The following is a 26667-nucleotide window of genomic DNA, read 5'->3' on the forward strand; positions in this document are numbered from 1 at the left end:
CTACTCCTGTGTTATCTCGCCCGGCAGGACGGGCCTGTTAAATACGCAATGCCTGTCCGGCGCTAATTTTCGCCAGCATGTGCTGGCTGATGTTGCTTAAATCCACTACTTCGCTCACACCGCCGCTGGCTATCGCCTCGCGTGGCATGCCAAAAACGACACAACTTGCTTCATTTTGCGCGATGGTCCAGGCGCCGGCACGATGCATTTCCAGCATGCCTGCTGCCCCATCGTTACCCATACCGGTCAGGATCACGCCAACGGCATTTCGCCCGGCGTTGATCGCCACCGATTTAAACAACACATCGACTGACGGTTTATGACGGTTAACTGGCGGACCGTCGTTCAGCTTCACGACATAGTTCGCACCACTGCGACCCAGCTCCATGTGCATCGCGCCGGGCGCGATATAAGCATGGCCAGGAAGAATACGCTCACCATCTTCGGCCTCTTTCACCGTAATCTGGCAGAGCTTGTTTAGCCGCTCGGCAAACGAACGGGTAAATCCCGGTGGCATATGTTGCGTAATCAGCAGCGCAGGGCTGGTGGCCGGTAGCGGCTGCAATACGTGGCGGATGGCTTCTGTACCGCCCGTCGATGAACCAATCGCAATCAGCTTTTCACTACTCAGCAGCGGACCGGCTTTCAGCGTGACCGGGGCAGGCATGGTGGTGCGCACATGCAGACGTGCCCGGGCAGCCGCGCGAATTTTATCGCCAATCATCTGGCTGTAAGCCAGCATACCTTCACGAATGCCTAACTGTGGTTTGGTCACGAAATCCACCGCACCGAGCTCAAGCGCGCGCAGCGTGATTTCTGAACCCTGTCCCGTCAGTGATGACACCATCACGACCGGCATCGGGCGAAGACGCATCAGTTTTTCAAGAAAATCCAGTCCATCCATGCGCGGCATTTCAACATCCAGCGTCAACACCTGCGGATTAAACTGTTTAATTAAATCGCGGGCCACTAATGGATCCGGGGCCGTCGCCACCATTTCCATATCAGGATGACTGTTGATGATTTCTGTCATCAGTTGCCGCATCAGCGCAGAGTCATCTACGCACATCACGGTAATTTTGCTCATCATCTTTCCTTCGTCAGTCCATAAACGGTTTGCCCACGCAGCCAGAACTCTTTACTAATCTGGCTAAAGTTTTCTGAGTGTCCGGCGAACAGGATGCCGCCAGGCTTAAGCAGTGGAACAAAACGACGTAGAATTTTTTCTTGTGTTTCTTTATCGAAATAGATCATTACGTTACGGCAGAAAATGGCATCGAACGGACCCGGCAGGTTCCAGTCGTTGGCCAGCAAATTCAGCTGACTGAAATTCACCATATTCGCCAGTTCGGGGCGCACACGCACCATGCCAGCATGCGGGCCCGTACCCCGTAAAAAGAAACGTTGTAGCTGTGCAGGCGACAGCGTCCGTAATTCTTCCTGGCGGTAAACGCCCGCCACGGCTTTTTCCAGAACCTGGGTATCGATATCACTGGCATGGACCTGGAATTTACCGGGTCCGGTTCCCAGCGTTTCGGCCAGGGTAATCGCGATAGAGTAAGGTTCTTCGCCCGTTGAGGCGGCCGTGCTCCAGACGCTGAAATTGCCCTGACGTTTACGTGCATGTTCCGCCAGGATAGGAAAATGGTGCGCCTCGCGGAAAAAAGCGGTCAGGTTAGTGGTCAGAGCGTTGATAAACGCCTGCCACTCAGCACTGTTAGGATCGTTCTCCAGCAGGGCCAGGTAGCGACCAAAATCATCAATATTCAGCGTGCGCAGACGACGTACCAGACGGTTGTAAACCATCTCGCGCTTATGATCGGCCAGCACGATACCCGCGCGCTGATAGATGAGCTGGCTGATACGGCGAAAATGGGTATCGGAGAGGGGCAGCCGCTGCACCATCTGTGAGAGCAGCGTTGTCGCCTCTGGTTGATCTAATAACGTCGATTTCTTCATCTTTGCACCTGGCCTGAACTACACCTGTTAAACGTCTGCTGCTATGCCCAACCGCACATCAGCGGTTGGGCCATCCAGGCAATTAGAAGGTTTCCCAGTTCTCATCACTGCGTGATGAGGGTTGGCGAATGCCCTCTGACGGACTTTCTAAACGTAAACTTTTTGCCGCCGTTGTCTTGTTAACGGCCTGCGTGACAATTTCTTTACCAATATTGAAGACAGAAACCGCTTGTTTTAAGTTGCTGGCCTGATCTTCCAGTGCCGCAGCGGCGGCGGCCGACTCTTCAACCAGCGAGGCGTTCTGCTGTGTCACGCGATCCATCTCGGTCACGGCCAGGCCAACCTGGTCGATGCCACGGCTCTGTTCGTCTGAAGCAGAGGCAATCTCTCCCATGATGTCGGTGACGCGTGTGACGGCGCTGACGATTTCGTTCATGGTATCGCCTGCGCTTTCAACCAGGACTGAACCGGTATTCACGCGACTGACGGAGTCCTCAATCAGCCCTTTAATCTCTTTCGCCGCCTGTGCACTGCGCTGTGCAAGATTGCGCACCTCACCGGCAACCACCGCAAAGCCACGGCCCTGCTCACCTGCGCGTGCCGCTTCCACGGCCGCATTCAGTGCCAGGATATTGGTCTGGAAAGCAATGCCATCAATCACGCTGGTGATATCGGCAATTTTTCTGGAACTGCCCGCAATTTCTTTCATCGTGGTCACGACACCGTCCACCACTTTGCCGCCCTGCTGTGCGGTTTCAGAGGCATTCAGCGCCAGCGTCGACGCCTGACGGGCATTTTCAGCATTTTGCTTCACGGTCGCGGTAAGCTGTTCCATGCTGGCAGCGGTTTGCTCCAGCGAAGCCGCCTGCTGCTCTGTTCGCGACGACAGATCGTTATTCCCTACGGCAATTTCGCTGGCGCCGGTATAGATCGCATCGGCCCCATCACGGACGGTGCTGACCGTACGGACCAGTTCACGTTGCATCTCCTGCAGAGACGTCAGCAAATCGCCAATTTCATTACGTACGGTAATGGCGATAGGCTGCGTCAGGTCACCCCGTGCGATATGCTGGATATGATCGATGCTCTGTTTTAACGGGCGAATCAGCAGGCTGCGCATAAGATTCCACACCAGCACGATCACCAGCAGCGTAACGACCAGCGTCCCCGCAACCAGCATAATCATGCGCTGATAAGCGGCATTATTGGCATCGATGCCTTTCTGGCTCAGTACCAGGTTGTAGTTAAGCCAGTCGTCATAATCTTTTTGGAATTTGTCCTGATAACTTTGTGTCGGCTGATCAACAAACCCTTTAAAGTTGCCGTTGCCCAGAAACACAATCAGTTCCGCCAGACCATCGTGGAATTGTTTGTAATTGGCCTGTAGCGTCAGCACGTTAGCCGCACTTTTTCCTTTCTCTGACAGGTTGGCATTGAATAATTCATAGCCCTTTTCAGCCTGTTTCAGCTCACTGTCAGCCAGCGCCACCAGCTCTTTTACGGTGGCTCCCGAACCTGCCATCTGCCCATCCTGCAAATAACGAATGCCCGCACGGTTTAAGGTATTACGTGCCTGGACAAGCGCAACCCATGACGTTCCCATGGCGCGTTGCAAGGTGCTAAGACGCTGGTTATAAGCAAAGTTTTCTTTATCTTCCGTAACCGTTTTGAAAAATACCCCACCCGAGAAAACCTGCAGCAAGGCAAAAAGCCCCAGTACACACAGGAGGCCGGTGACAACGCGTACTCGACTAAACATAGAAACCTCATTCATTAGCAATTCGATTCTGTTTATCGGCCCGCGCAGGCGGAACTTTACTGACAGCGTGAATTGATCATCACGCTGGCAGTAAAAACTGTCAGAACGCTTAAGTACGGGAGATTTTGAAGACGGAAACGGCCTGGGACAGTGAGCTCGCCTGTTGCTCCAGCGCGGCGGCGGCGGCGGCAGATTCTTCCACCAGCGAGGCGTTCTGTTGCGTCACGCGATCCATTTCTGTCACCGCCTGCCCCACCTGATCGATACCGCGGCTTTGTTCATCCGATGCCGAGGCAATTTCACCCATGATGTCGGTCACGCGGGTGACGGCACCCACAATATTATTCATGGTGCTGCCTGCGCTCTCGACCTGCTGCGAACCACTGTCAACGCGGGCAACAGAATCTTCAATCAGCCCTTTAATCTCTTTGGCAGCCTGCGCACTGCGCTGCGCCAGGCTACGTACTTCGCCGGCGACAACCGCGAAGCCACGGCCCTGCTCGCCTGCACGCGCCGCTTCGACGGCGGCGTTCAACGCCAGGATATTCGTCTGGAAAGCAATACCATCGATCACACTGATAATGTCAGCGATTTTCCTGGAACTGTCTGCAATTTCTTTCATTGTGCTGACGACGCCATCCACAACTTTGCCACCCTGCAAGGCGGTTTCAGATGCGGTATGGGCGAGTTGTGAAGCCTGACGCGCATTATCCGCATTTTGTTTCACCGTGGCGGTCAGTTGCTCCATGCTGGCGGCGGTCTGCTCAAGCGAGGCCGCCTGCTCTTCCGTGCGTGCGGACAAATCGTTATTGCCCGCGGCGATTTCGCTGGCACCCGTAAAGATCGCATCGCAACCGCTGCGGACTTCACCCACCGTTGTCACCAGAGATTGTTGCATCTCACGGATACCGGCGGCCAGTTGGCTCATCTCATTACGGCCTTCTACCTTCACTGGCTGCGTCAGATCACCGGAGGCAATCGTGCGGATATCCACCAGCAGACGTTGCAGAGGATAAATCAGCACCTGGCGCAGGCCAAACCAGCAACCGATGATCACCACGACCACCAGAGCGCCGACCATGCCCAGCAACCACATCATCTGAGTAAAGGCTTGCTGGTTTTGTTCTGCACCATGCGAAGACAGCTCGCTCTGCTTAAGACGCCAGGCCGTATAGGTGGCCTGCATGGCCTGCTGCTTCTGTTCAATGTTCTGTTTGAACATGCCTTCCAGATCTTTGGCTTTCAGGCTGGCGATCATCCCGCGCAGACCGGTCAGATAGGCGGCAAAATGGTTTTGTAACTGATCGCGCATTTCGGTATCCGCGCCTGGCGTTTCCGGAATGGCATTAAACTCGGCAAGATACTGCTCACCTTTATTGGCTTCGCTAATGGCTTTGTCCGTCAGGCTGTCCAGCTGACCGCCGTTCATTTGCGATGCCAGACTGGTTTGTAACCGCAACATGGCGCGGTTGAGCGTAGTACGTGACTGGTTCAGAGCCATATAGGCATCCGTCATGGCCGCCACGTTGCGTGTTGAAATCTGCGACAAGGCAAACGCCGCTTTATCATTATTGAGCGCTGACCAAAACAGGCTGCCTGACAGTAGTTGCAGGGCACCGAAAAGCATCAGTACCGTAATCAGACTGGTCACCACTTTTATCCGTTTTAACATCTTTTTCCCCGACTAAATAAGTAACGTGCAGGGGCTGTATCGGCGGCAACGCAGGATGTTTTAGCCATTCCGCTTTTAAAAAGGGGTTCAAATGACTTTTGTAATTATTGAAACCAGAGCAATATGCTAATCCTGGAGCAGGATCACAGACAGCGTGTTTTTTGAAAGGTCGACGGGTGAAGGAAAGGCGGTGATGACAGGTTCGGCGTGCAGAATAACAACACGGGCCAGCGTTGGCTGGCCCGTGTTTAACGATTACGCGGTACGCAGGTTGTCGACCAGCGCCATCTCTTCGCTGCTCAGCAGCTTTTCGATGTCGACCAGAATCAACATGCGCTCGCCCAGTGCACCCAGACCTGTCAGGTACTCTGTTGACATAGTCACAGCGAACTCAGGTGAAGGACGGATCTGTTCCTGCGTCAGCGACAGGACATCCGACACACCGTCAACCACGATACCGACGACGCGGTTTTCGAGATTCAGCACGATCACCACGGTATTTTCGTTGTACTCAACGTCTGGCTGTGAAAACTTCACGCGCAAATCGATAATTGGCACGATAACGCCGCGCAGGTTTGTCACGCCGCGAATAAAATCAGGCGTGTTGGCAATGCGGGTTACCTGATCGTAACCACGAATTTCCTGAACCTTCAGAATATCGATGCCGTACTCTTCATCACCCAGCGTGAAGACCAGGAACTCCTGTCCAACGGTTTCGCCAGCAATTTTTGTCACGGTTGCCATTCCACTCATGTTATTTACCCTTTCGTTATCAATCAGGCGGCAGCGCCGGCCACACGTTTTTCACGGTTAAGTGATTGCAACGCCGAAACGTCTACAATCAGCGCCACGCTGCCATCGCCGAGGATGGTGGCGGCTGAAATACCTGGAACTTTGCGATAGTTGCTTTCCAGGTTTTTGACCACAACCTGGTGCTGACCGATTAACTGGTCCACCAGCAAAGCGTAACGCTTGCCCGCGCTCTGCAGAATCACCACAATGCCCTGCGTCGCTTCGGTTTTCGCCTCTTTCACGTCAAAGACGTTCCACAGTTCAACCAGTGGCAGGTATTCGCCGCGCACTTCCAGAACACATTCGCCGCCCGCCAGGGGTTTCAGCTCTTCAGCACGCGGCTGTAACGATTCCATCACCGCATTCAGCGGCAGAATAAAGACTTCGTTCGCTACGCGCACTGACATGCCGTCCAGAATCGCCAGCGTCAGCGGCAGCAAAATACGGATGGTGGTGCCTTTGCCTTGTTTTGAGGCAATTTCAACATGGCCACCCATTTCCTGAATGTTACGTTTCACCACGTCCATGCCCACACCGCGGCCAGATACGTCGGTGACCTGCTCTGCCGTTGAGAAACCTGGCGCGAAAATCAACATGCCGACTTCTTCATCGCTCATGTTTTCATGCACCGGCAGTCCCGATGACAGAGCTTTTGCCAGGATACGTTCGCGGTTAAGGCCCGCACCGTCATCTGACACTTCGATACAGATGTTGCCGCCCTGGTGTTCTGCTGACAGCGTCAGATTACCTGTGGCAACCTTACCTGCCGCAATACGTTTTTCCGGGGTTTCGATGCCGTGGTCAAGACTGTTACGCACCAGGTGCGTTAACGGATCGATGATACGTTCGATCAGACTCTTATCGAGTTCCGTCGAGCTACCCAGTAACGTCAGTTCAACTTCTTTGCCCAGCTTGCTGGCCAAATCACGCACCAGACGTGGGAAGCGACTGAAGACGTACTCCATAGGCATCATACGAATCGACATCACAGATTCTTGCAGGTCACGCGCATTACGCTCAAGCTGCCCCATGCTGTTCAACAGTTCGCCGTGCGCGACCGGGTCCAGTTCACCTGAACGTTGTGCCAGCATTGACTGGGTAATCACCAGTTCACCCACCAGGTTAATCAGCTGATCGACCTTCTCAACCGCAACACGGATGCTGCTTGATTCGCTGGTCTTCGCGGGCGCGGCAGCGCGTTTGCTTTCGCGTTTCACTGCGGCAACCGGCAATTCGGTCACGGTCGCAGTCTGAACATCGGCAACCGCAGGCGCATCCACGCTTTCGGCTACCGCCGCGGCAGCGTCAGCACCCGGGAAGCGAATCTGCGCTTCATCAATAACGAAACACAGCACAGCAATAATGTCGTCTTTGCCTACGCCGGTAATGTGGCACTCAAGCGTATTGCTGCCTTTCTTCACGTTGCTGAGCGTGCCAAGATTACCCAGCTCTTCCAGCATCAGGTCGATATCTTTTTCTTTCAGGTCGACCAACTGGAGGTGAACACCTTCAGCATCAGAGGAGGCGGATTCTGCCTGACTGACAGGCGTTTCAAGCGCAACCACAACCGGTGCTTCAACCGGCTGACCTTTCGCCTCTAACGCCAACTGGCGTAATGCTTCACAGATATACTTGAAGCTTTCCGCGTTAGGCTCTTGCGCGGTTTTATAAGCATCTAGCTGTTCCTGCATAATATCTTTAGTTTCCAAAAACAGATTGATGATGTCGGTGCTGAGCTGCATCTCGCCGCGACGAGCACCATCCAGAATGTTTTCCAGGATGTGGGTTGTTTCCTGTAAAACCGTAAAACCAAAGGTTCCGGCTCCGCCTTTAATCGAGTGGGCGGCGCGGAAGATGGCGTTAAGCTGTTCAGAGTCTGGCTCCTGGGGATCGAGTCCCAACAGGTGTTGCTCCATATCCGCTAACAGCTCATCGGCTTCATCAAAAAACGTCTGGTAAAAATCGCTGATGTCCATGCTCACGGGAATCACCTCGGCTGTGAGGGGGCTGCTGTATTCACCGCACCTGCCGAAGACGCTGGCGGTGCGGAGGTTGTTTTCGTTGCATCCGCCGGTAGGGCTGACGGTGCAGGCGTTATTGTTGTTACCGCACGAACCGAAGAGGTTGACGTCGCGGAGGTCGCTGTTTTCGCCGCGACCGCCGGTGAGGCTGACGATGCGGAGGCTGCTGTTTTCACCGCGCTCGTCGATGACGCTGACGAGGCGGCGGTCGCGGCTTTCTCTGCGCTCGTCGATGCGGCTGACGGTGCGGAGTTCGCTGTTTTCACTGCATCCGCCGACGTGGCAGTTGCAGGTTTGGAAGATGTTTTATCAGCCGCATTACTGCCGGGTGCTGACGGCGCGGTCACTTTTTCTAAGGCAGAGGGATCGCTAATCTGAACCGCGTCACTTTCTGCGTTCTCTTTCTCAATCGCGGCTTCGGTATCATGGTTCAACACCAGCAAACTGATACGACGGTTAACGGCATCATCGCCGCCGCGATTTTTCAGTTTCATGGTATCCGCCATGCCGACGATACGCAGAATCTTTCCACCATCCAGCCCACCAATCACCAGTTCACGACGTGACGCATTGGCACGGTCCGCTGACAATTCCCAGTTGCTGTACCCTTTATCACCGGTCGCATACTGAATGTCATCCGTATGGCCCGCGATACTGATACGGTTAGGGATGTCATTCAAAATCGGTGCAATCGCGCGCAAAATATCACGCATATAAGGTTCAACTTCTGCACTGCCGGTCTTGAACATCGGGCGGTTCTGGCTGTCGATGATCTGAATACGCAGCCCTTCATCAACCATATTAATAATCAGGTGCGGACGCAGCGCTTTCAGGCGCGGATCAGCTTCGATTAACTGGTCGAGCTTTTCACGCAGGCGGTTGAGGCGAATTTCATCCAGCTTGCGTTTCTGCGCATCCATATCCACAACCTTTTTGACTTCACCTTCTTTCTTCGTAGCATCGTCTCCTCCGCCTGGGATCGGGCTGCTACTGTCGCTACTTCTCTGTCCACCCGTCAGCGCCACTTTCAAGGGCGTCTGAAAATACTCTGCTATCTGGATAAGCTGTTGTGGGCTGGCGATCGACAGCAGCCACATCACCATAAAAAATGCCATCATCGCCGTCATAAAGTCGGCATAGGCGATTTTCCATGAGCCATGTCCTCCTTCATGTTTTTTATGTTTGCGCTTTCTAATCAGCACAATTGGGCGATTGCCATGTTTCATGAGGTCTGATCCGAAGTCTGTTTAGCCGGGTTCTTCGCGTTGCGAACGTGTTCTTCCAGTTCGCTGAACGATGGACGCTCAGCTGAATAAAGCGTTTTACGACCAAACTCGACGGCGATCTGCGGTGCATAACCGTTCAGGCTGGAAAGCAATGTCACTTTCACGCACTGCATCATCTTGGTCGTTTCAGCACACTTCTGACGTAATACCGACGCCAGAGGCGAAATAAAACCGTATGCCAGTAAAATCCCGAGGAACGTTCCCACCATGGCATGTGCCACCAGTGCACCCAGCTCGGCGGCTGGACGGTCAGCTGACGCCAGGGCATGAACCACGCCCATTACCGCCGCAACGATACCGAAAGCGGGCAGGCCATCGCCGACGGCAGCGATACTTTGTGCCGGCACTTCACACTCGTGTTCATAGGTTTCAATCTCTTCATCCATCAATGCTTCGATTTCGAAAGCATTCATGTTGCCGCTCACCATCAGGCGTAAATAATCGGTGATGAAGTCGACTAACTGTTTATCGGCTAAGATGCGGGGATAATTAGCAAAAATTTCACTCTGGGCGGGATCTTCAATATCACGCTCAAGCGATAACATGCCTTGCTGGCGAGATTTCGCCATCAGCCGGTAAAGCAGTGCCATGAGATCCATGTACACCGCTTTGTTGTATTTCGAGCCACGGAACAGCAGCGGCAGAGCTTTGAGGGTCTTCTTGATCGATTTACCGTTGTTGCCCACCAGAAACGCGCCGACGCCCGCCCCGGCGATCATCAGCAGTTCTGCAGGCTGGTAAAGCGCGCCAAGATGGCCGCCCACTAAAGCGTATCCGCCCAACACGGAACCTAATACAACGATGTAACCTAAAATTATCAGCACAGAAAAATCCTTACGTCCGTAACGTGTTGGTCGACGTTAAGCCAGAGAAACCGGAGATGTTCACCCTGTGGAGGCAAAAAAAAAGCAGCGGGATTAACCGCTGCTGGATGACTTCCACATTGCGAACAAATTTAAACGGCGTGTTTAACCTGTTCATCCAGCAGTTGTGGAAAGATATCGGCAGTATCTGCAGAAAGTTTACGTCTTTTTACGGCACGTGATGGTGGCTGGCACAGGCTGCAGACAAAGCTGCCAACAGGCTGATGTGCATGATTAATAAAGCTGCCGCTGCAGCATTTACAATCTGATAATTCCAGCATACCGCTTTCAACGAATCGCACCAGGGTCCAGGCGCGTGTTAGCGCCAACAGCGGGCCCTCGTCCGATTGCGGGCACTGCTCGAGATAAAGGCGGTAGGCTTTAATCACCGCATCAATCCCTTTGCTCAAACCGGTTTTCAGTAAAAACGTCCAGGCATTACAGAACATTGAGGCATGAATGTTCTGTTCCCAGGTCATGAACCAGTCAGTCGAGAATGGCAACATACCTTTAGGGGGTGGACTGCCACGCAACTCTTTATAGAGTTTGATCAAGCGACCGCGGCTCAGCTGCGTCTCGCTCTCCAGCATTTGTAAGCGCGCACCCAGTGTGATCAGCTCCATAGCGAGCTGAATATCACGCGCTTCCTGGACAATACTTTTTTCACCCATTATACCGCCCTCTTTTTAGTAGGCGCGGCGTCTTTCGACGCGCTGCGTAATAAACGGCTGGATAAAAGAATCCCGGTATGGATTTGTTGTAAATCATCCACACGTGATTCCTGCGTCAGGCGATTAATAACGGTGCTATCGGTGAAACGAAACTGACACACAAGTTGGTTGGTCTCAGCTAATTTCACCATTTCAGGTAAGGTTAATTCAGACAATGCGTCAGCCATCTTTTCATCGATCCCGAGGCGAAACATCGCAGAAGCTTTTTCCTGGTTAATTAATCGCTGCGCGAGCAGTAAATATGACAAGTTGATATCGTAAATATGTTTTAGTAATTCAGATGTACCCATTTTTCCATCCTGAGAGACGCGACGTAACTTACCGCAGATGACATCTCTGCGTATCGAGCTGCTGGTTGGTAAATCTAAAGATGGCAAAATAATTAAACATAAAAAGCAATGGTTCTGAGTTCTGCTTCTTTTTGCGACCCTGTCTTTCCGGTCAGAAGTCAATCTTTTCAGTCCACCTTATTCTTAAGTCGATAACCTTCTTCCCTGAGGCTTGCTTGCTTTTTTTAAGACTAATCCGAAAACAAGGCAAATCTATATCGGATGATCCTTACATACAACGACAGTTCGGTGAAATTTTAGATAAAGTGTGACGCAGATCACACTTTTGCCTCTATTTTCTTCAGTAACGCTTTATTATCCCTTCCTCACTGTCTGTTTTTTACTCAATTTGACGTTTTTTTTACAGGGATTTGTCCTGAGCTGGACTTAATTGGCTACAAAAATCAGGGATGATTCTGTAAGGCATGCAGAATTCCTGTTTATCTCAATGAATGGAATTTGCACCCTATTTAGAACCAGCTAAAACCATAAAACCAGTGGAATATGCTACCCATGGCGCGCATTATTTGTATTTAAATTAGTCAGTTAGGTGATAAGACAAAAAGAAGGGAAAACAGGGGCAGAAGGCCGACAATTCTGATTACGCGCTTTCTGACAATCCGTCGTAAAGGCTGAAAGCAACCCGTTTAGAGAGCGTACACCGATGTAACAAGGAGTTACATTAAGGATATGAATGAATTGCAGGCAGGAGAGTTTTATGCATTTTAACTATCGGCAGGAATGAAGAGAACTTTAGCTTAACCAGGTAAAGAAAGTGAATGGCGGTGTTAATTGCACATTTTTACGCCACTTTGCCGTCAGACGGACGCCTGGCGACGCAAAAGCGCTTTTGAGTTAGGGGACAATCATTAGCAACAGCGTGTATGCAAAAGCGGCGGGATGTAACGCACAGCAAGCCTTCCCTGGCTTGCTCTGCTGTCAGGCGAGTTTCGGAAAGGTGGCAACCTTGTTTGCCATGCCGTGATCGGCACTCCGCGGAGCAATCTTCTCAAGATCACGCAGGAAGTTTTCGCGCCATGCGGTGATGTCGTTTTTACGCAGTACCGCCATCATATCGTTATAGCGTGAGATACGCTCGGTACGGGGCATGGTGATCGCTTTATCCAGCGCCGCGGCCACTTCGTCGCGGTCATAAGGGTTCACGATAAGCGCGGAGGTCAGCTCGTTAGCCGCACCGGCAAAACGGGACAGTACCAGCACACCCGGATCGTCCGGGTCCTGCGCCGCCACGTACTCCTTCGCCACCAGGTTCATCCCGTCACGCAACGGCGTCACTAAGCCGACATCCGTTAAACGGAAAATTTTCATCAATAAACGACGGTCAAAGTGCTGGTTAAGATAATAGAGTGGCGTCCAGCCTAGGGTGCCGTATTTCCCGTTGATGCGCCCTGCCTCGGTTTCTAACTGATGACGAATATCCTGATAGGCCTGCACATCGCCACGAGACGTTGGCGCAATCTGCGAGTAACGAATCTTGCCGTGATGCTGCGGGTAGTTTTCCAGCAGCGCTTCATACGCCAGGAAGCGTTCCGGCAGGCCTTTCGAGTAATCCAGACGTTCGCAGGCAATGATATTGCGCACATCGCCCAGCTCCTTCTTCATCGCCGCCATTTTGGGTGGCAATGGCCCTTCAGCCATCTCCTTAATGCTGTCAGGTTCAATCCCTATCGGGTAAACCTCCGTCATAAAGGTATTGCCATAGGCGCGATGTTTTTTGTCACCTTTATTCTGCAACTGCGTCAGCTGGCTCACACTGTCGAGGAAGGCGACGCGATCAGATTCCGTCTGGAATCCTAACAGATCGTATTCGCACAACATTTCCAGCAGTTCTCTGTGCGGCGGCAGCGCATTGAAAATTTCGGGCGTCGGGAAAGGAATATGCAGGAAGAAACCGATGCGGTTGTTGATGCCTGCCCGGCGCAGCGCGGCGGCAAACGGCAGAAAGTGGTAGTCATGAATCCACAGAATGTCGTCAGGCTTGATCAGCGGTTTCAGGCGCTGCGCGACGGCATCATTAACTTCGCAGTATCCTTCCCAGGCTTCACGCTGGAACTGCACCAGGTCTAAGCGGTAATGGAAAGCAGGCCAGATAACGGTATTAGAAAACTGACAATAATAGAGATCGTACTCGTTCTGGCTCAGCGGGAAGGAGGCATATTCAATACCATCATGCTCCGTTACCGATACCGGGTTTTCTTCCTCACCCGAAAATTCACTTATCTCACCGTTCCAGCCAAACCACAGTCCACCCGTGCTTTTCAGCGCATCCAGGATGCCAACGGCAAGGCCGCCCGCGCTGGTTTTGTTCCCATTTGGCATGGCGATACGGTTAGATACAACAACTAAACGACTCATAACCTAAACTCCTTACCAACGTTATCTTGCTCTAATTGTAATCGTGTTCTTTCCAGCCAGGCATAGACATCCGTAACGTCATGTAAACGATAACGTGCCTGGCTTTCGCCTTCTCCCACTTTCACGGAAATCCCGTGCATGGCATTGACGGCGGCAAAGCCTTTCTCATCGGTCAGATCGTCACCGATGAACACCGGAATACGTCCCGCGAACGGGGCTTCCTGCATAAATGCCTGCACAGCCGCGCCTTTATCAATGCCGGTCGGTTTAATTTCAACCACACACTTTCCGGGCTGCAACGTCAGACCCGAGAAACGTTCGACGGCGGCCTGCGCAAGGTGCAATATGTCCTGCTCATGTGCCATCGCCCGACGATAATGGAGGGCAAACGCCATCCCTTTCGCTTCAAGCTGCGTATCTGGCCAGTGGGCCATTTCGGCTTCCAGCATCTGTTTCAGCTGACGTTCAGTCTCTTCGGGCAGTGACACGCGGTGTACCCTGCCCTCCGCGTCTCGACGCTCAGCGCCATGCACGCCGGCAGCCGGCGCGTGCAACGGTGCCGCAAGCGCATCCAGTTGCTCAACAGGACGACCTGATACCAGCGCCAGCGCGCCGTGGCATAAAGAAGAGAGGCGTTGCAGCTCTGCTACAACCTGTTCTGGAATGAAAGCGGCATCCGGCTGGGGCTGTATCGCTGCCAGCGTGCCATCAACATCAAAAAAGAAGGCATACAGACCGCCGCTCAATGACGGAAACGAGGCATTACTTTCTGCCGTCTGGGTCACGTGTCTTCTCCTGTAAACGGGTTCATCATCAGGACATCGCAGCAGAGAGCGTTCAGCAAGAGGTCGGCGCAAGGCCGAATGAAGTAAGGAGACTGCGCGGTAAAACCCTGCAATTCGGTAACTCTTTCTCCAAAAACATACGCGTTAAGTGCTGAAAAACTCACTGACTGTCGTTGTCGCCCCATAAAGTGTAGACGCAATCCTGCATTCTGCCAGAAATATGCATTTCCTGTGCCAGCCGTCACGCTTAATTCTGCTGCTGGCAATAACGGCGATTAACGGCCTGCTCACGCCGACTTATTTTGCGCCCGCAAAAAAGAAATAAAAATGTAATAAATGGTCCTGTTTAAGGTTTTCCTAATCTTTCTTATCCATACTGTTCACTTATTACCGTCTGACTTTCATTGTTGCGCGTTAATGCGAATGTATTAGCGCAATAATAATGGAGACATTCACTAATGATTCAACCCGGATAAAATAACATTTTTTATTATTCCGACTTTATATTAATAGTCAGTCCGTCATGTTGCCCTTTCGCATTTGATAAAACGTCTTATTACGGGTTAAGGCATTATGCCGGGCGAGACGAAAAGGGGCTGATTTGCAGCCCTTTATCTCATCTTTAATTAACGTTTCCGCTGAGCTAAGTTGAGTGACAACATTCGTCATGTCAGCAACAATCCCGGCATGTTTGCCCAAAGCAGGCACAGCCGACGAAACCGGGACGGCCTGCCTTATCCACTTGCCGGACAAGGTTGTCAAGGTGAGTTCACGCAAGAGCGACCCGCTATTGCTGTGTCCGGTCATCGGTACTGATACAAAAGAGGTATCCTGTTAAGCGCTTATGAAAATATTAATTGTTGAAGACGATGCTCTGCTGCTGCAAGGTCTTGTTCTGGCGCTGGAAGGCACGGGCTATGTCTGCGATGCGGTTTCAACGGTCCGTTCCGCGGAAGCTCATCTTGCCAGCGGGCTTTACAGTTTGATCGTGCTGGATGTCGGCCTGCCGGATGAGGATGGACTGCACTTTCTGCAGCGTCTTCGCCGTCAGAAGCAGATGCAGCCTGTATTGATTCTTACCGCGCGTGACACGATTGATGAGCGCATCGCCGGGCTGGATGCAGGTGCCGATGACTATCTGATCAAGCCTTTCGCGCTGGATGAACTGCTGGCAAGGATTCGTGCCCTTATCAGACGTCATGTTAACCAGGGGGATACGCGCGTGGAGGTGGGCAACCTGTCGCTGGATATGACACATCGCCAGATCCATCTGGATAACGCCTTGCTTGATCTCACCCCTAAAGAGTTTTCGATTCTGTCTCGCCTGATGCTCAAAGCGGGCCATCCGGTGCACCGCGAATTGCTGTATCAGGATATCTACAATTTTGATAACGAGCCTTCGACCAATACGCTGGAAGTGCATATCCACAACCTGCGTGACAAGATCGGCAAAAGCATGATCAGAACGGTTCGCGGCTTCGGCTATGCCCTGTCCCCCTCCCAAACCGATAACGAGATGCCCGAGACATGAATACTGACCGCACCGGGACGACCATGCGTTTTCGGCTGCTTCTCACGATTGGCCTCATTATGCTGTTTTTCCAGCTCATCAGCGTGGCCTGGCTCTGGCATGAAAGTCAGGAACAGGTGCAATTTTTAGTTGAGGCGCATCTGCAGAACCGCAACATGGACCGGCATGTCCATAAAGAAGTCCGCGAAGCCGTGATGAGTCTTGCCCTGCCCAGTCTGGTGATGATTACGCTGACGCTGCTCCTGTGCTATCAGGCGGTACGCTGGATTACCCGCCCGCTCTATCAGTTGCAGCGTGAACTGGAGAACCGGAGCGAGGTAAACCTGGAACCTATCACCTTTTCCGGATCGGTGCAGGAGATTGACGCTGTTACGCACTCTGTGAATCGCCTTGTCGCACGTCTGACAGACAGTCTGGAACGTGAACGCCTGTTTACGGCCGATGTGGCCCATGAGCTGCGAACGCCGCTGGCAGGTTTACGCTTACATCTTGAGTTGCTACAACGAAATCAGGCCGTCGATACGCAACCTTTATTACATCGTCTGGATCAGATGACAGGAAATGTTGCCCAGTTGCTGCAGCTGACCCGTGCCGGCCAGCAGTTTACCTCAGGCAGCTACCAGCAGGTTGCCCTCATCGATGAAGTGATTGTGCCTATGGAAGCGGAGTTGAGTGCGATGCTTGCCGTGCGTCATCAAACGTTAACCCTTGATGTTGAGCACAGCTTCAGGGTGAAGGGCGATGCGATCCTGTTACGAATGCTTCTGCGCAATCTGGTGGAAAACGCCCACCGTTACAGCCCATCTGAAAGCAATATCACCGTGCGGCTTGAAAACACACCAGGCCCGGCGCTGATCGTGGAAGACGAAGGTGACGGCATTGATGAAAGCAGGCGCGGCGAGTTAAGCAAAGCCTTTGTCCGCATGGACACGCGCTATGGTGGCATTGGGCTGGGCCTGAGTATCGTCAGTCGGATTGTGCAGTTACATCATGGACAGTTTCTGCTGGAAAATCGCCCTGACCGTTCAGGTTGCCTGGCCAGGGTCCTTTTCGCGGTGGACTGATTCAGTTCACAAACCAGCAGGCCAGAAAGCTGATGACAGCGCTGACGGCAAGAATAACGGCAACGTACTCGCTGAATGGGCGTGATACGAAAGAGGTGGCGGTAACAGTCGTGGTTTTCATAGCGTCTCCTGTAGAATCCACCTCAGTATCGCTGCCCTGTGTTAAGGAAACATTAAGCGCTACATTCCCTGTCGCGGCTTAAACCTTCCCGACAGGGTGCCCACCGCTTGCCCTGTTCCCTGCTACGCTAAACGCATCGTGTGACAAAAAGGCCCCACATCAGACGGCGTTTAACGCGGCTCTCTTTACGCTGACGTCTTCAGAGATGTTGAAAATGCCTGACGTCATCCCCACCTCTTTCCTTCAGACCAGACAGGAGTAACATTTATGGCAATCGAATATGCAGTAATCGCAGGCGGCTGTTTCTGGTGTACAGAAGCGGTTTTTAAAGACGTGATTGGCGTTGAGTCAGTCGAAAGCGGTTACACCGGCGGCGAGCGCCCTAATCCGACCTATGAGCAGGTCTGCAGTGGCGCCACCGGTCATGCAGAAGCCATTCGCATTGGCTTTGATCCTGAGAAGGTCAGCTATGGCGATTTGCTGGACATCAGTTTTGCCACGCATGATCCAACACAGCTTAATCGCCAGGGCAATGACATCGGCACTCAGTATCGCTCCGCCATTTTCCCCGAAACACCCGAGCAGGAAGCTGAAGCCCGTGCCGCGATTGCACGCGCTCAGCAGGATCATGATAAACCGATTGTCACAACCATTGAGCCATTAAAGGCCTGGTATCCGGCAGAAGGTTATCATCAGGACTACTGGGAAGGTGCCGGCCAGCGAAACGGCTATTGCATGGCGGTGATTCCCCCTAAACTGCAAAAGCTGCGTAAGAGTTTTGCCAGTCGGGTTAAAACCGCCCAGTAACCGCCTGCCGCTGAGCGGACTTTACACTGCGTAAAAACGGGCGTTTTGTGATTAAAAAACCCGATTTTGCGCAGCCTTAACGCGATTCGTTCAGAGCTTAAGCGAATAGAAAAAAAGAAAAAAATAGTGCTTGACCGTTTCAGGTCGACTCCCTATAGTAGCGCCCCGTTGACCCAGCGCGGTCAGCAACAATTTGCGGTGAGGTGTCCGAGTGGCTGAAGGAGCACGCCTGGAAAGTGTGTATACGGCAACGTATCGGGGGTTCGAATCCCCCTCTCACCGCCACATTCAAAGAAGAGTCCAGACTCACCTCTGGACTTTTTTTTGCCTGTTCTCCTGAGAGGGGGATGAGAACCCCCGACCGGGGGGCGACAAAACGGCAACGCCGTTTTGCATGGCCGCCAGGCCACCCGAAGGGCGAGCGCAGCGAGTGAATCCCCCTCTCTCCGCCAGATTTGAAGAAGCGTCCAGACTCACCTCTGGACTTTTTTTTGCATATTCTCCTGAGAGGAGGATGAGAACCCCCGACCGGGGGGCGACAAAACGGCAACGCCGTTTTGCATGGCCGCCAGGCCACCCGAAGGGCGAGCGCAGCGAGTGAATCCCCCTCTCACCGCCAGATTTGAAGAAGCGTCCAGACTCACCTCTGGACTTTTTTTTGCATATTCTCCTGAGAGGAGGATGAGAACCCCCGACCGGGGGGCGACAAAACGGCAACGCCGTTTTGCATGGCCGCCAGGCCACCCGAAGGGCGAGCGCAGCGAGTGAATCCCCCTCTCACCGCCAGATTTGAAGAAGCGTCCAGACTCACCTCTGGACTTTTTTTTTGCCTGTTCTCCTGAGAGGAGGATGAGAACCCCAGACCGGGGGCGACAAAACGGCCCCGCCGTTTTGCATGGCCATCAGGCCACCCGAAGGGCGAGCGCAGCGAGTGAATCCCCCTCTCACCGCCAGATTTGAAGAAGCGTCCAGACTCACCTCTGGACTTTTTTTTGCCTGTTCTCCTGTGAGGGGGATGAGAACCCCCGACCGGGGGGCGACAAAACGGCAACGCCGTTTTGCAGGGCCGCCAGGCCACCCAAAGGGCGAGCGCAGCGGGTGAATCCTTCTCTATCGTCCTCTGTCGCACCCAATAAAAAAGGCCTGCCGGTTCACCCGCAGGCCCTTAAAGCACTCGCGCTCACGCGTTACTGCTTATCCCGTGCCCACGTCGCGCTGCTGACATTCACCTTCACTGGCAACAGACCGATCTGGGTAAATTTATCGGCCAGCGCCTGCTGTTCGTTAAACACGTTGGGCGTCATACGTTCCGCCCCAAACGGCATGCGGGCCAGCGCGCGCTGCCAGATGGGTACAGGCAACCCCGTGGAGCCGGAAAGGATTTTTGCGGCGTCAGCCTGATGACTGTTTGCCCAGACGCTCAGCTGACTCAGCGCATTCAACACCTGTTTCGCCGTCTCGGGATGACCATCAGCAAATTTGCGGCTGGCCAGAAAAAAGGTGTAATGCGGCACTAAGCCTTCGGCATTTTTCAGCAGGCGCGCATGGGCCGTGGTTTCGACTTCGGCCAGATACGGATCCCAGATAACCCAGGCGTCGACAGCACTGCGCTGGAAGGCGGCCCGGGCATCGGCAGGCGGGAGATAAACCGGCGTAATATCTTTATACGTCAGCCCCGCCTGCTCCAGCGCAGTCACCAGCAGATAATTAACATCCGATCCTTTGTTCAGCGCCACGCGCTTGCCTTTCAGATCCTTGACACTTTTGATCGTGGAATCGGCCGGCACCACAATGGCCTCGGTCTGCGGGTTGGCCGGCGAGTGGCCAAGGTAGACCAGATCGGCCTGTGCCGCCTGCGCGAAGACAGGTGGCGCATCGCCGGTGGCCGCCAGATCGATACTGCCTACGTTAAGCCCTTCCAGCATCTGCGGGCCTGCCGGGAACTCCACCCAGCGCACATCAATGCCCTGCTTTTTAAATTCGCTGTCGAGCGTGCCACGGTATTTCAGCAGCGCAAAAATATTCGCTTTCTGGAAACCGATATTCACGACCTGGGGTTTGTCTTCCGCCTGTGCTGTCACGAAGGTGCCAAGTTGAGCGAGCGCAATCAGTGCACTTATTACTATTTTTCTCATTTTTCTGTCCTGAACGAAGGTGTTGTCAGCGCAACATAACAAATCCGTGCCTGAGGGCTTAATGCGTATAAGTTCTGTCCTTAGTCATAAAACGTCATTGCGGCCAGACTCTGTCCCGGACGTTGATGGCGCGGGGAAACAGACCGAGCGCATAGAAACGATCGGCGATTCTCTGCTGCTCGCGAATAATCGCTAAGTTCATCGCCTGAGTTCGATGACTACGCCGCGCCAGCGCCTGACGTAATGCGCTGTCGGACATGCCCAACTCCTTTGCCAGTAACCCGGCAGCCTCGGCCGGATGGGCATCGATATACTGGCCAGTCTGCTCCAGCGCGGTCATCAACAGGCGCAGTAAATCGGGTGAATGCGTAGCAAACTGGCGATCCGCCAGATAGAACTGATGGTTGCTGACCCGGCCCACGCCATCGGCAATGACGCGCAGTTGATCGCCACGTTCGGCCTCACTCAGTAAAGGGTCCCACATCATCCAGGCATCGACCGCATTCAGGTCGCTGGCGGTTAACGGATATTTCGGTGGGGCATACACGATACGCACGTCGTCCAGCGTCAGGCCTGCTTCATCGAGGATCTGCAGCAGCAAAAAATGGACGTTAGAACCTTTATTCACCGCAATGCGCTTGCCTTTGAGATCGGCAATCGTCGTGATGGCGCTGTGTCTGGCGACCATCAGGGCAACACTTTGCGGCGCAGGCGGTTCCCAGGCCACATAGACCATGGTGCCCTGATCGGCTTGGGCAAACAGGGGCGGAACTTCGCCTGTCGTACCAAAGTCAATTTCCTGATCGCGCAGAGCATGCAGCAACTGTGGCCCCGCAGGAAATTCACTCCACAACACGCGGACATTCTGGCCCACCAGCTGCTGCTCAAGATGCTGACGGGCTTTGAGAATGCCAAGATTGCCGAACTTCTGGTAACCAATACGCAACTCGCGCTCCTGCACCACAGAGTCTGTCAAAACACGCGATGGCGCGATGGCGCTGCTGCGGCGCGGCTTAATGATGCCGCAGTGGCCCAGATGGGTGCGCAGGCTGTGACGGCTGATCCCCAACAGCGCTGCAGCCTGGAGCTGATTTCCCTGACTCAGCGCATAGGCATTGCGCACTAAGGATTCAATAATTCTGGGATACAGGGGCGTTTCACTGTGCTGCAGTTGCTGCCGGATAAACTGATCAATCACATCCTGTTCAGGCACCGGTTCAGCCTCAGTCACGCGGCCCAGACGCAGATGCTGGGGGCCAATAAGTGTTTCCTGGCTGAGCAGAACAGCATTATGTAATGTGTTTTCCAGCTCCCGAATATTGCCCGGCCAGGCGTACCGGCTTAACGTCGCGATCGCCTCCTCACTCAGACGCAGCTGAGGTCGGCCCAGTCGGCGCGCATAGTGTTGCAGAAAATACGCGGCCAGCACCGGTATATCCTCACGGCGCTCGCGCAGAGGCGGCAGCGCCACGCTGGCCACATTCAGCCGGTAATAGAGATCCTCGCGGAAGCGCCGTTCGGCAATCGCACCGGTCAGGTCGCGGTTCGTGGCGGCAAGCACCCGAACATTTACCTTTATCGCCTGAGATGAACCTACCCGGGTAATCTCTCTCTCCTGCAATACGCGCAACAGTTTTACCTGGAGCGGCAAACTGAGTTCACCGATCTCATCCAGCAACAGCGTGCCGCCCTGCGCCGCCTCGAACCAGCCACGATGACGTTCCGTGGCACCGGTAAACGCGCCCTTCTCATGCCCAAACAGTTCTGACTCGGCAAGACTTTCCGTCAGTGCGCCGCAGTTCACGGCGACAAAGGGCGCGCGGCGGCGCGGGCTGTGATGATGCAGATAGCGCGCCATCACCTCTTTACCGGTGCCGGTTTCGCCAATGATTAACACCGTGGCGTCCGTGGGCGCCAGGCGATCCAGGATACTTTTGAAGGCCAGAGAAGCCGGGTCAATTAAATCGGGACCAGCGTGTTCCATAGCGGATACCTGCAAAGTGACTGAGCGCTCACGATAACGCTAAGCGTGAAGGGAAACGAGCCACGGGCTGAGACCCTGTGCTGCAAATGCAGCACTGAAGTTCAACGCCTGCTGCATGTGCAACAGCGCGTACCTGAACGCTGAAATCATAACGCTATAAATTCAAAGCAAAAAATGACCGGCCGCAGTTGGCACGTATTCTGCTAACGGCTTTATAACTGAAAGATTGCTTTTCATTTGCCAATTTAAAATATCATTATAAAGGAATCTGCTAATGCCTGAAGCCTCTGAGAAAAACATTAATCTGTTCTGGTTTTTACCCACCCACGGTGACGGACGTTATCTGGGGACCACCCAGGGCGGAAGAGCGGTCGATCTGCCCTATCTGCAACAGGTCGCCCTGGCGGCAGACAATCTGGGTTTCTATGGCGTACTGATCCCCACGGGTAAAAGTTGTGAAGATTCCTGGCTGGTGGCGGCGGCTCTGGCCCCCATCACTAAACAGCTGCGTTATCTGGTGGCGGTCAGGCCGGGGTTGCAGCCGCCGAGCCTGGCGGCGCGCATGGCGGCAACGCTGGACCGTCTGTCAGACGGGCGCTTACTGATCAATGTGGTGACGGGTGGCGATCCGGTGGAAAATAAAGGCGACGGTATTTTCCTGAGTCATGCCGAACGCTATCAGGTCACGCGGGAGTTCCTGGAGGTCTATTCCCGTTTGCTGAAAGGCGAGAAAGTGGACTTCCACGGTGAACATATTCGTGTGGAGGGCGCTGAAATTCTGTTTCCGCCTGTGCAGGCCGACGGTCCACCGCTCTACTTTGGTGGTTCGTCAGACGATGCGGTCGACGTGGCCGCCAGTCAGGTCGATACTTATCTCACCTGGGGCGAACCCGTTGAGCAGGTTGCCGCCAAACTGGACGTTGTGCGCCAGCGGGCGCAGGAACGTGGCCGGGCGTTGTCCTACGGCATTCGACTGCACGTTATTGTGCGTGAAACCGAAGAGGAAGCCTGGGCAGCAGCCGATAAACTGATAGCTCATCTGGATGATGAAACCATCGCATCCGCTCAGAAGATCTTTGCCCGTATGGATTCGACGGGCCAGGCGCGCATGAGTGCACTGCACGGCGGTTCACGCGAAGGCTTACGCATCGGCCCCAATTTATGGGCAGGCGTCGGACTGGTGCGCGGCGGCGCGGGCACTGCACTGGTCGGCAACCCTCAGCAGGTGGCAGCGCGGATTCGGGAATACCAGGCGCTGGGCATTGATAACTTTATTCTGTCGGGCTATCCGCATCTGGAAGAAGCGCACCGGGTAGCCGAGTTACTGATGCCACTGCTGCCGCTGTCGACGCACGCCGGGAAAGCACAGCGCAGCGTGAATACAGGTCCCTTTGGTGAAACTATCGGTGGCGATCGTCGTCCCGAAAAAAGCGCCAGTGCCAGCTAAGAAATGAGGCGGTTTATGTCAGAGCAGCATATTGTCATCGTGGGCGGTGGATTTAGCGGGACAGCGCTGGCCGTGCATCTGGGTCGTCTGGGCCAGGCCGGACTGCGCGTCACGCTCATCGAACCCCGGTCGCAGCTGGCGCAGGGCGTTGCCTACTCGACGGCCGATCCGGCTCACCGCCTTAATGTACCCGCGTCACGCATGCAGCTGGCGGGAGAGGAAGAAGGCAGCTTTGATCGCTGGTATCGCGCCTCTGATGCATATGTCAGCGATCCCGCCGCGCGCTGGCACGATGGTCATGTCTATCCTCAGCGCAGGCAGTTTGCCCGTTGGGTCAATGCACAGTTCGAGGCGGCACAACGTGAGTCGCCTGTCGTTCTGGCGCATCTGCATGATCGCGCTGTGGCTTTCCGGGACGGCACGGTCAGCACCGCCGCCGGCAAACACCTTGCCGCCGACATTGTGGTCCTGGCCGTCAGTCATCCCGCGCCGTCGTTGCCTGGCGCGTTAACCGCACTGGCTGACCATCCCGCCATCATCGCCGATCCCTGGCAGGAGAACGCCCTCGCCTCTGTCGGTCCGGAGGAGCGCATCGCCATTGTGGGCAGCGGTTTAACGATGGCGGATATGGTGGCCACGCTGGATCGCCAGGGGCACCACGGCCCTGTCACCGTGTTTTCACGCCGTGGACAACTTCCCCGGCCCAATATCAGTCAGCATGACCTCAGTTGGTCGCTTGAAGGGCACCTTGCCAGGCCAGCGGGTGTGCGCTGCTGGTTACGGCGCATCCGCCAGGACATGCGTCAGGCGGCGGCGCGCGGGCTTCCGTGGCAGGTCGTCTTTGATGAGGTTCGTCGGCAGGGCCAGACCCTCTGGCAGAGCCTGCCACTGGATGAGCAACGGCGCTTTCTGCGCCATCTGCGGCCGTGGTGGGATGTGCACCGCTACCGCATTGCGCCACAGGCAGGCCAGGTGCTGAACGCGCGGCAGGAAAACGGATCGTTGCAGGTGATGGCGGCGCGGCTGACGGCGGCAGAGTCCAGCCATTCTGCGGTACGGCTGCATCTGCAAACTCGCTCGGGCGAAGTCGTGACGCGGGAGGTGGATAAGGTGATCGTGACCACCGGCCCGGCGCACGGGAAACTGGTACAACATGATGCCCTGCTACGCCAGTTGTGTGATGACGGCGTCATCCGGCCCGATCCTTTAGCGCTTGGCATTGATGTCAATGCCCTGTCGCAGACGCGAACGGCACAGGGCCACAGCAATTCCCATCTGTATGTGGTCGGTCCCGCGGCACGCGGTCGGTTTGGTGAACTGATGGGTCTGCCGCAGGTGGCAATGCATGCGGAAGCGGTTGCCCGTCAACTGCTAAATCTCACAACCGCTACGCTAAACGAGCGATGTCCCCTTTCACTGACTGACTAATCACTTACCTGTTTATTATCCCCCTAAAAAGTGGGCGGCACCGGCGTGCCGCATCCGCTCAGGAGCCTGCTATGCCTAAACAACGTGAAATCCGCTTAAATGCCTTTGATATGAATTGCGTGGGTCATCAGTCACCCGGCCTTTGGGCGCATCCGCGCGATCGCTCCTGGCAGTACAAAGACCTGGAATACTGGACAGACTTAGCCGTGCTGCTGGAGCGCGGTAAATTTGACGGCCTGTTTATCGCCGATGTACTGGGCATTTATGATGTCTTTAACGGCAACAATGATGCCGCCCTTCGCAGTGCCTCTCAGGTGCCGGTTAACGATCCGCTGGCGCTGATCACCCCAATGGCGATGGTCACTCAGCATCTCGGTTTCGGCCTGACCGCCTCGCTTTCGTTTGAGCATCCTTATCCGTTTGCGCGCAGGATGTCGACGCTGGACCATCTTACCAAAGGGCGGATTGGCTGGAACATCGTCACCTCCTATCTGGAAAGCGGCGCACGCAATCTGGGCCAGGCCACGCAAACCCGTCATGATGCCCGGTACGATTATGCAGATGAGTATTTGCAGGTGGTTTATAAACTGCTGGAAGGCAGCTGGGAAGACGACGCCGTTATTCGCGACCGGGAGCGCCATATCTTCAGTGATCCGAACAAAGTCCATCCGATCAACCATCAGGGCACCTTTTTCCAGGTGCCGGGCATTCACCTGTGTGAGCCGTCACCACAGCGCACGCCGGTGTTATATCAGGCGGGTGCCTCCAGCCGCGGTAAGGCATTTGCCGCGCAACATGCCGAGTGCGTATTTGTTGCCGCGCCGTCTAAGGTGCTGCTCAGGAAAACCGTGGCCGATATTCGTCGGCGCGCAGAGGAGGCCGGACGCGATCCGCGCAGCATTCTCATTTTCAATATGCAAACCGTGATCGTGGGCGAGACCGATAAGCTGGCCCAGGCCAAATGGCAGGATTACAAACGTTATGTCAGCCACGAAGGTGCCCTTGCCCTGATTTCCGGCTGGACCGGCATTGACTTTAGTCAGTATCAACCCGATCAGGTGTTTAAACATCTTCATACCGATGCGATTCAGTCTGTTGTAGAGAGCTTCTCGACCGCCGATCCGCAGCGTGAATGGACGGTGCAAAACATGGCCGACTGGGTAGGCATTGGCGGCTTTGGGCCGTTGCTGGTGGGCAGCACCGAAACCGTGGCAGATGAACTGCAGAGCTGGGTGGAGGAAACAGACGTTGACGGTTTTAATCTGGCTTATGCCGTTACCCATGAAACCTTTGCTGACGTCGTGAACCTGCTGGTGCCGGAACTGCAAAAACGCGGCGTATATAAGCAGGATTACCAGCCCGGCACGTTACGGGAGAAGCTTTTTGGGCTGGGCGATCGCCTTACTCATCCTCATCCTGGTGCCAGCTACCGACGCACGCCCTCGTCAGCGGGCCTGATCGTCCCTGCTGAAGCCTCATAACATAACGAGACGGCTTCGTTAGCCTGATTCACCCAACCCATACCGGAAGCGTGCCCACGTTTCCGGTCTTTTTCATGCCTGAGAATAAAAAATAAC

The 26667-nt window shown here is 54.3% G+C and carries 20 protein-coding genes and 1 tRNA gene; 7 read left to right on the forward strand and 14 right to left on the reverse strand.

What is annotated here, in order from left to right:
- Positions 1-37 precede the first annotated feature (37 nt).
- From C1N64_RS14410 to otsB, 12 genes are all read right to left on the reverse strand, one after another.
- A complete protein-coding gene (locus C1N64_RS14410; RefSeq protein WP_006120245.1) occupies positions 38-1087 on the reverse strand; it encodes a protein-glutamate methylesterase/protein-glutamine glutaminase in 1050 nt (349 codons plus the stop codon).
- Positions 1087-1959, reverse strand: a complete 873-nt coding sequence (gene cheR, locus C1N64_RS14415; protein ID WP_006120244.1) for a protein-glutamate O-methyltransferase CheR — start codon at positions 1957-1959, stop codon at positions 1087-1089. Before cheR ends, C1N64_RS14410 begins: the two co-directional genes overlap by 1 nt.
- A gap of 82 nt (positions 1960-2041) precedes the next feature.
- The gene (locus C1N64_RS14420) at positions 2042-3718 is read right to left on the reverse strand and encodes a methyl-accepting chemotaxis protein (protein WP_039343223.1); all 1677 of its coding nucleotides are present in this window, start codon (positions 3716-3718) and stop codon (positions 2042-2044) included.
- 109 nt (positions 3719-3827) lie between these two features.
- Complete coding sequence (locus C1N64_RS14425) at positions 3828-5390, reverse strand: methyl-accepting chemotaxis protein (RefSeq protein WP_054633636.1); 1563 nt, start codon at positions 5388-5390, stop codon at positions 3828-3830.
- 255 nt (positions 5391-5645) lie between these two features.
- A complete protein-coding gene (cheW, locus tag C1N64_RS14430; RefSeq protein ID WP_006120241.1) occupies positions 5646-6143 on the reverse strand; it encodes a chemotaxis protein CheW in 498 nt (165 codons plus the stop codon).
- Positions 6144-6166: 23 nt separating this feature from the next.
- Positions 6167-8158 (reverse strand): chemotaxis protein CheA, encoded by a 1992-nt coding sequence (cheA, locus tag C1N64_RS14435; protein ID WP_172677647.1) that lies wholly within the window; start codon positions 8156-8158, stop codon positions 6167-6169.
- An 11-nt stretch (positions 8159-8169) separates the two neighbouring features.
- Positions 8170-9429: a flagellar motor protein MotB gene (gene motB, locus C1N64_RS14440; protein ID WP_033741999.1), complete on the reverse strand. Its 1260-nt coding sequence runs from the start codon at positions 9427-9429 to the stop codon at positions 8170-8172.
- Positions 9426-10313: a flagellar motor stator protein MotA gene (gene motA, locus C1N64_RS14445; RefSeq protein WP_006120238.1), complete on the reverse strand. Its 888-nt coding sequence runs from the start codon at positions 10311-10313 to the stop codon at positions 9426-9428. The genes motB and motA overlap by 4 nt, the downstream gene beginning before the upstream one ends.
- Before the next feature lie 131 nt (positions 10314-10444).
- The gene (gene flhC, locus C1N64_RS14450) at positions 10445-11023 is read right to left on the reverse strand and encodes a flagellar transcriptional regulator FlhC (protein ID WP_033742000.1); all 579 of its coding nucleotides are present in this window, start codon (positions 11021-11023) and stop codon (positions 10445-10447) included.
- The gene (gene flhD, locus C1N64_RS14455) at positions 11023-11373 is read right to left on the reverse strand and encodes a flagellar transcriptional regulator FlhD (RefSeq protein ID WP_006120236.1); all 351 of its coding nucleotides are present in this window, start codon (positions 11371-11373) and stop codon (positions 11023-11025) included. Before flhD ends, flhC begins: the two co-directional genes overlap by 1 nt.
- Positions 11374-12351: 978 nt before the next feature.
- The gene (gene otsA, locus C1N64_RS14460) at positions 12352-13788 is read right to left on the reverse strand and encodes an alpha,alpha-trehalose-phosphate synthase (RefSeq protein WP_033742002.1); all 1437 of its coding nucleotides are present in this window, start codon (positions 13786-13788) and stop codon (positions 12352-12354) included.
- Positions 13785-14573, reverse strand: coding sequence for a trehalose-phosphatase (gene otsB / locus C1N64_RS14465; RefSeq protein ID WP_054633632.1), 789 nt, complete (start codon positions 14571-14573; stop codon positions 13785-13787). Before otsB ends, otsA begins: the two co-directional genes overlap by 4 nt.
- A gap of 844 nt (positions 14574-15417) precedes the next feature.
- Between otsB and pmrA the strand changes: the two genes are divergently transcribed.
- The 4 genes from pmrA (at position 15418) to C1N64_RS14485 (ending at position 18381) form a co-directional block, all read left to right on the forward strand.
- Positions 15418-16104: a two-component system response regulator PmrA gene (gene pmrA, locus C1N64_RS14470; RefSeq protein ID WP_033742008.1), complete on the forward strand. Its 687-nt coding sequence runs from the start codon at positions 15418-15420 to the stop codon at positions 16102-16104.
- Positions 16101-17168, forward strand: a complete 1068-nt coding sequence (gene pmrB, locus C1N64_RS14475) for a two-component system sensor histidine kinase PmrB (RefSeq protein WP_033742011.1) — start codon at positions 16101-16103, stop codon at positions 17166-17168. Before pmrA ends, pmrB begins: the two co-directional genes overlap by 4 nt.
- A 388-nt stretch (positions 17169-17556) precedes the next feature.
- Positions 17557-18096: a peptide-methionine (S)-S-oxide reductase MsrA gene (gene msrA, locus C1N64_RS14480; RefSeq protein ID WP_006120229.1), complete on the forward strand. Its 540-nt coding sequence runs from the start codon at positions 17557-17559 to the stop codon at positions 18094-18096.
- Between the two features lie 197 nt (positions 18097-18293).
- Positions 18294-18381: transfer RNA gene (locus C1N64_RS14485), tRNA-Ser, on the forward strand.
- 902 nt (positions 18382-19283) lie between these two features.
- Here C1N64_RS14485 and C1N64_RS14490 read toward each other — a convergent pair.
- Positions 19284-20231, reverse strand: coding sequence for a sulfonate ABC transporter substrate-binding protein (locus C1N64_RS14490; protein ID WP_289367317.1), 948 nt, complete (start codon positions 20229-20231; stop codon positions 19284-19286).
- Positions 20232-20325: 94 nt separating this feature from the next.
- The gene (locus tag C1N64_RS14495) at positions 20326-22215 is read right to left on the reverse strand and encodes an aliphatic sulfonate ABC transporter substrate-binding protein (protein WP_058707987.1); all 1890 of its coding nucleotides are present in this window, start codon (positions 22213-22215) and stop codon (positions 20326-20328) included.
- Between the two features lie 274 nt (positions 22216-22489).
- On the opposite strand from C1N64_RS14495, the gene ssuD reads away from it, so the two are divergent.
- From ssuD to C1N64_RS14510, 3 genes are all read left to right on the forward strand, one after another.
- The gene (ssuD, locus tag C1N64_RS14500; protein WP_039343204.1) at positions 22490-23662 is read left to right on the forward strand and encodes an FMNH2-dependent alkanesulfonate monooxygenase; all 1173 of its coding nucleotides are present in this window, start codon (positions 22490-22492) and stop codon (positions 23660-23662) included.
- Positions 23663-23677: 15 nt separating this feature from the next.
- The gene (locus C1N64_RS14505; RefSeq protein WP_394514904.1) at positions 23678-25090 is read left to right on the forward strand and encodes an FAD/NAD(P)-binding protein; all 1413 of its coding nucleotides are present in this window, start codon (positions 23678-23680) and stop codon (positions 25088-25090) included.
- Positions 25091-25161: 71 nt separating this feature from the next.
- The gene (locus C1N64_RS14510) at positions 25162-26571 is read left to right on the forward strand and encodes an LLM class flavin-dependent oxidoreductase (RefSeq protein ID WP_033742023.1); all 1410 of its coding nucleotides are present in this window, start codon (positions 25162-25164) and stop codon (positions 26569-26571) included.
- Positions 26572-26667 lie beyond the last annotated feature (96 nt).

The sequence above is a fragment of the Pantoea sp. SGAir0215 genome (genome assembly GCF_043543215.1).

What these genes read in the sequence shown, in the direction of transcription:
- C1N64_RS14410 (WP_006120245.1), bottom strand. Translation starts at nt 1,087, where the DNA reads ATGAGCAAAATTACCGTGATGTGCGTAGATGACTCTGCGCTGATGCGG.
- cheR (WP_006120244.1), bottom strand. Translation starts at nt 1,959, where the DNA reads ATGAAGAAATCGACGTTATTAGATCAACCAGAGGCGACAACGCTGCTC.
- C1N64_RS14420 (WP_039343223.1), bottom strand. Translation starts at nt 3,718, where the DNA reads ATGTTTAGTCGAGTACGCGTTGTCACCGGCCTCCTGTGTGTACTGGGG.
- C1N64_RS14425 (WP_054633636.1), bottom strand. Translation starts at nt 5,390, where the DNA reads ATGTTAAAACGGATAAAAGTGGTGACCAGTCTGATTACGGTACTGATG.
- cheW (WP_006120241.1), bottom strand. Translation starts at nt 6,143, where the DNA reads ATGAGTGGAATGGCAACCGTGACAAAAATTGCTGGCGAAACCGTTGGA.
- cheA (WP_172677647.1), bottom strand. Translation starts at nt 8,158, where the DNA reads ATGGACATCAGCGATTTTTACCAGACGTTTTTTGATGAAGCCGATGAG.
- motB (WP_033741999.1), bottom strand. Translation starts at nt 9,429, where the DNA reads ATGAAACATGGCAATCGCCCAATTGTGCTGATTAGAAAGCGCAAACAT.
- flhC (WP_033742000.1), bottom strand. Translation starts at nt 11,023, where the DNA reads ATGGGTGAAAAAAGTATTGTCCAGGAAGCGCGTGATATTCAGCTCGCT.
- flhD (WP_006120236.1), bottom strand. Translation starts at nt 11,373, where the DNA reads ATGGGTACATCTGAATTACTAAAACATATTTACGATATCAACTTGTCA.
- otsA (WP_033742002.1), bottom strand. Translation starts at nt 13,788, where the DNA reads ATGAGTCGTTTAGTTGTTGTATCTAACCGTATCGCCATGCCAAATGGG.
- pmrA (WP_033742008.1), top strand. Translation starts at nt 15,418, where the DNA reads ATGAAAATATTAATTGTTGAAGACGATGCTCTGCTGCTGCAAGGTCTT.
- pmrB (WP_033742011.1), top strand. Translation starts at nt 16,101, where the DNA reads ATGAATACTGACCGCACCGGGACGACCATGCGTTTTCGGCTGCTTCTC.
- msrA (WP_006120229.1), top strand. Translation starts at nt 17,557, where the DNA reads ATGGCAATCGAATATGCAGTAATCGCAGGCGGCTGTTTCTGGTGTACA.
- C1N64_RS14490 (WP_289367317.1), bottom strand. Translation starts at nt 20,231, where the DNA reads ATGAGAAAAATAGTAATAAGTGCACTGATTGCGCTCGCTCAACTTGGC.
- C1N64_RS14495 (WP_058707987.1), bottom strand. Translation starts at nt 22,215, where the DNA reads ATGGAACACGCTGGTCCCGATTTAATTGACCCGGCTTCTCTGGCCTTC.
- ssuD (WP_039343204.1), top strand. Translation starts at nt 22,490, where the DNA reads ATGCCTGAAGCCTCTGAGAAAAACATTAATCTGTTCTGGTTTTTACCC.
- C1N64_RS14505 (WP_394514904.1), top strand. Translation starts at nt 23,678, where the DNA reads ATGTCAGAGCAGCATATTGTCATCGTGGGCGGTGGATTTAGCGGGACA.
- C1N64_RS14510 (WP_033742023.1), top strand. Translation starts at nt 25,162, where the DNA reads ATGCCTAAACAACGTGAAATCCGCTTAAATGCCTTTGATATGAATTGC.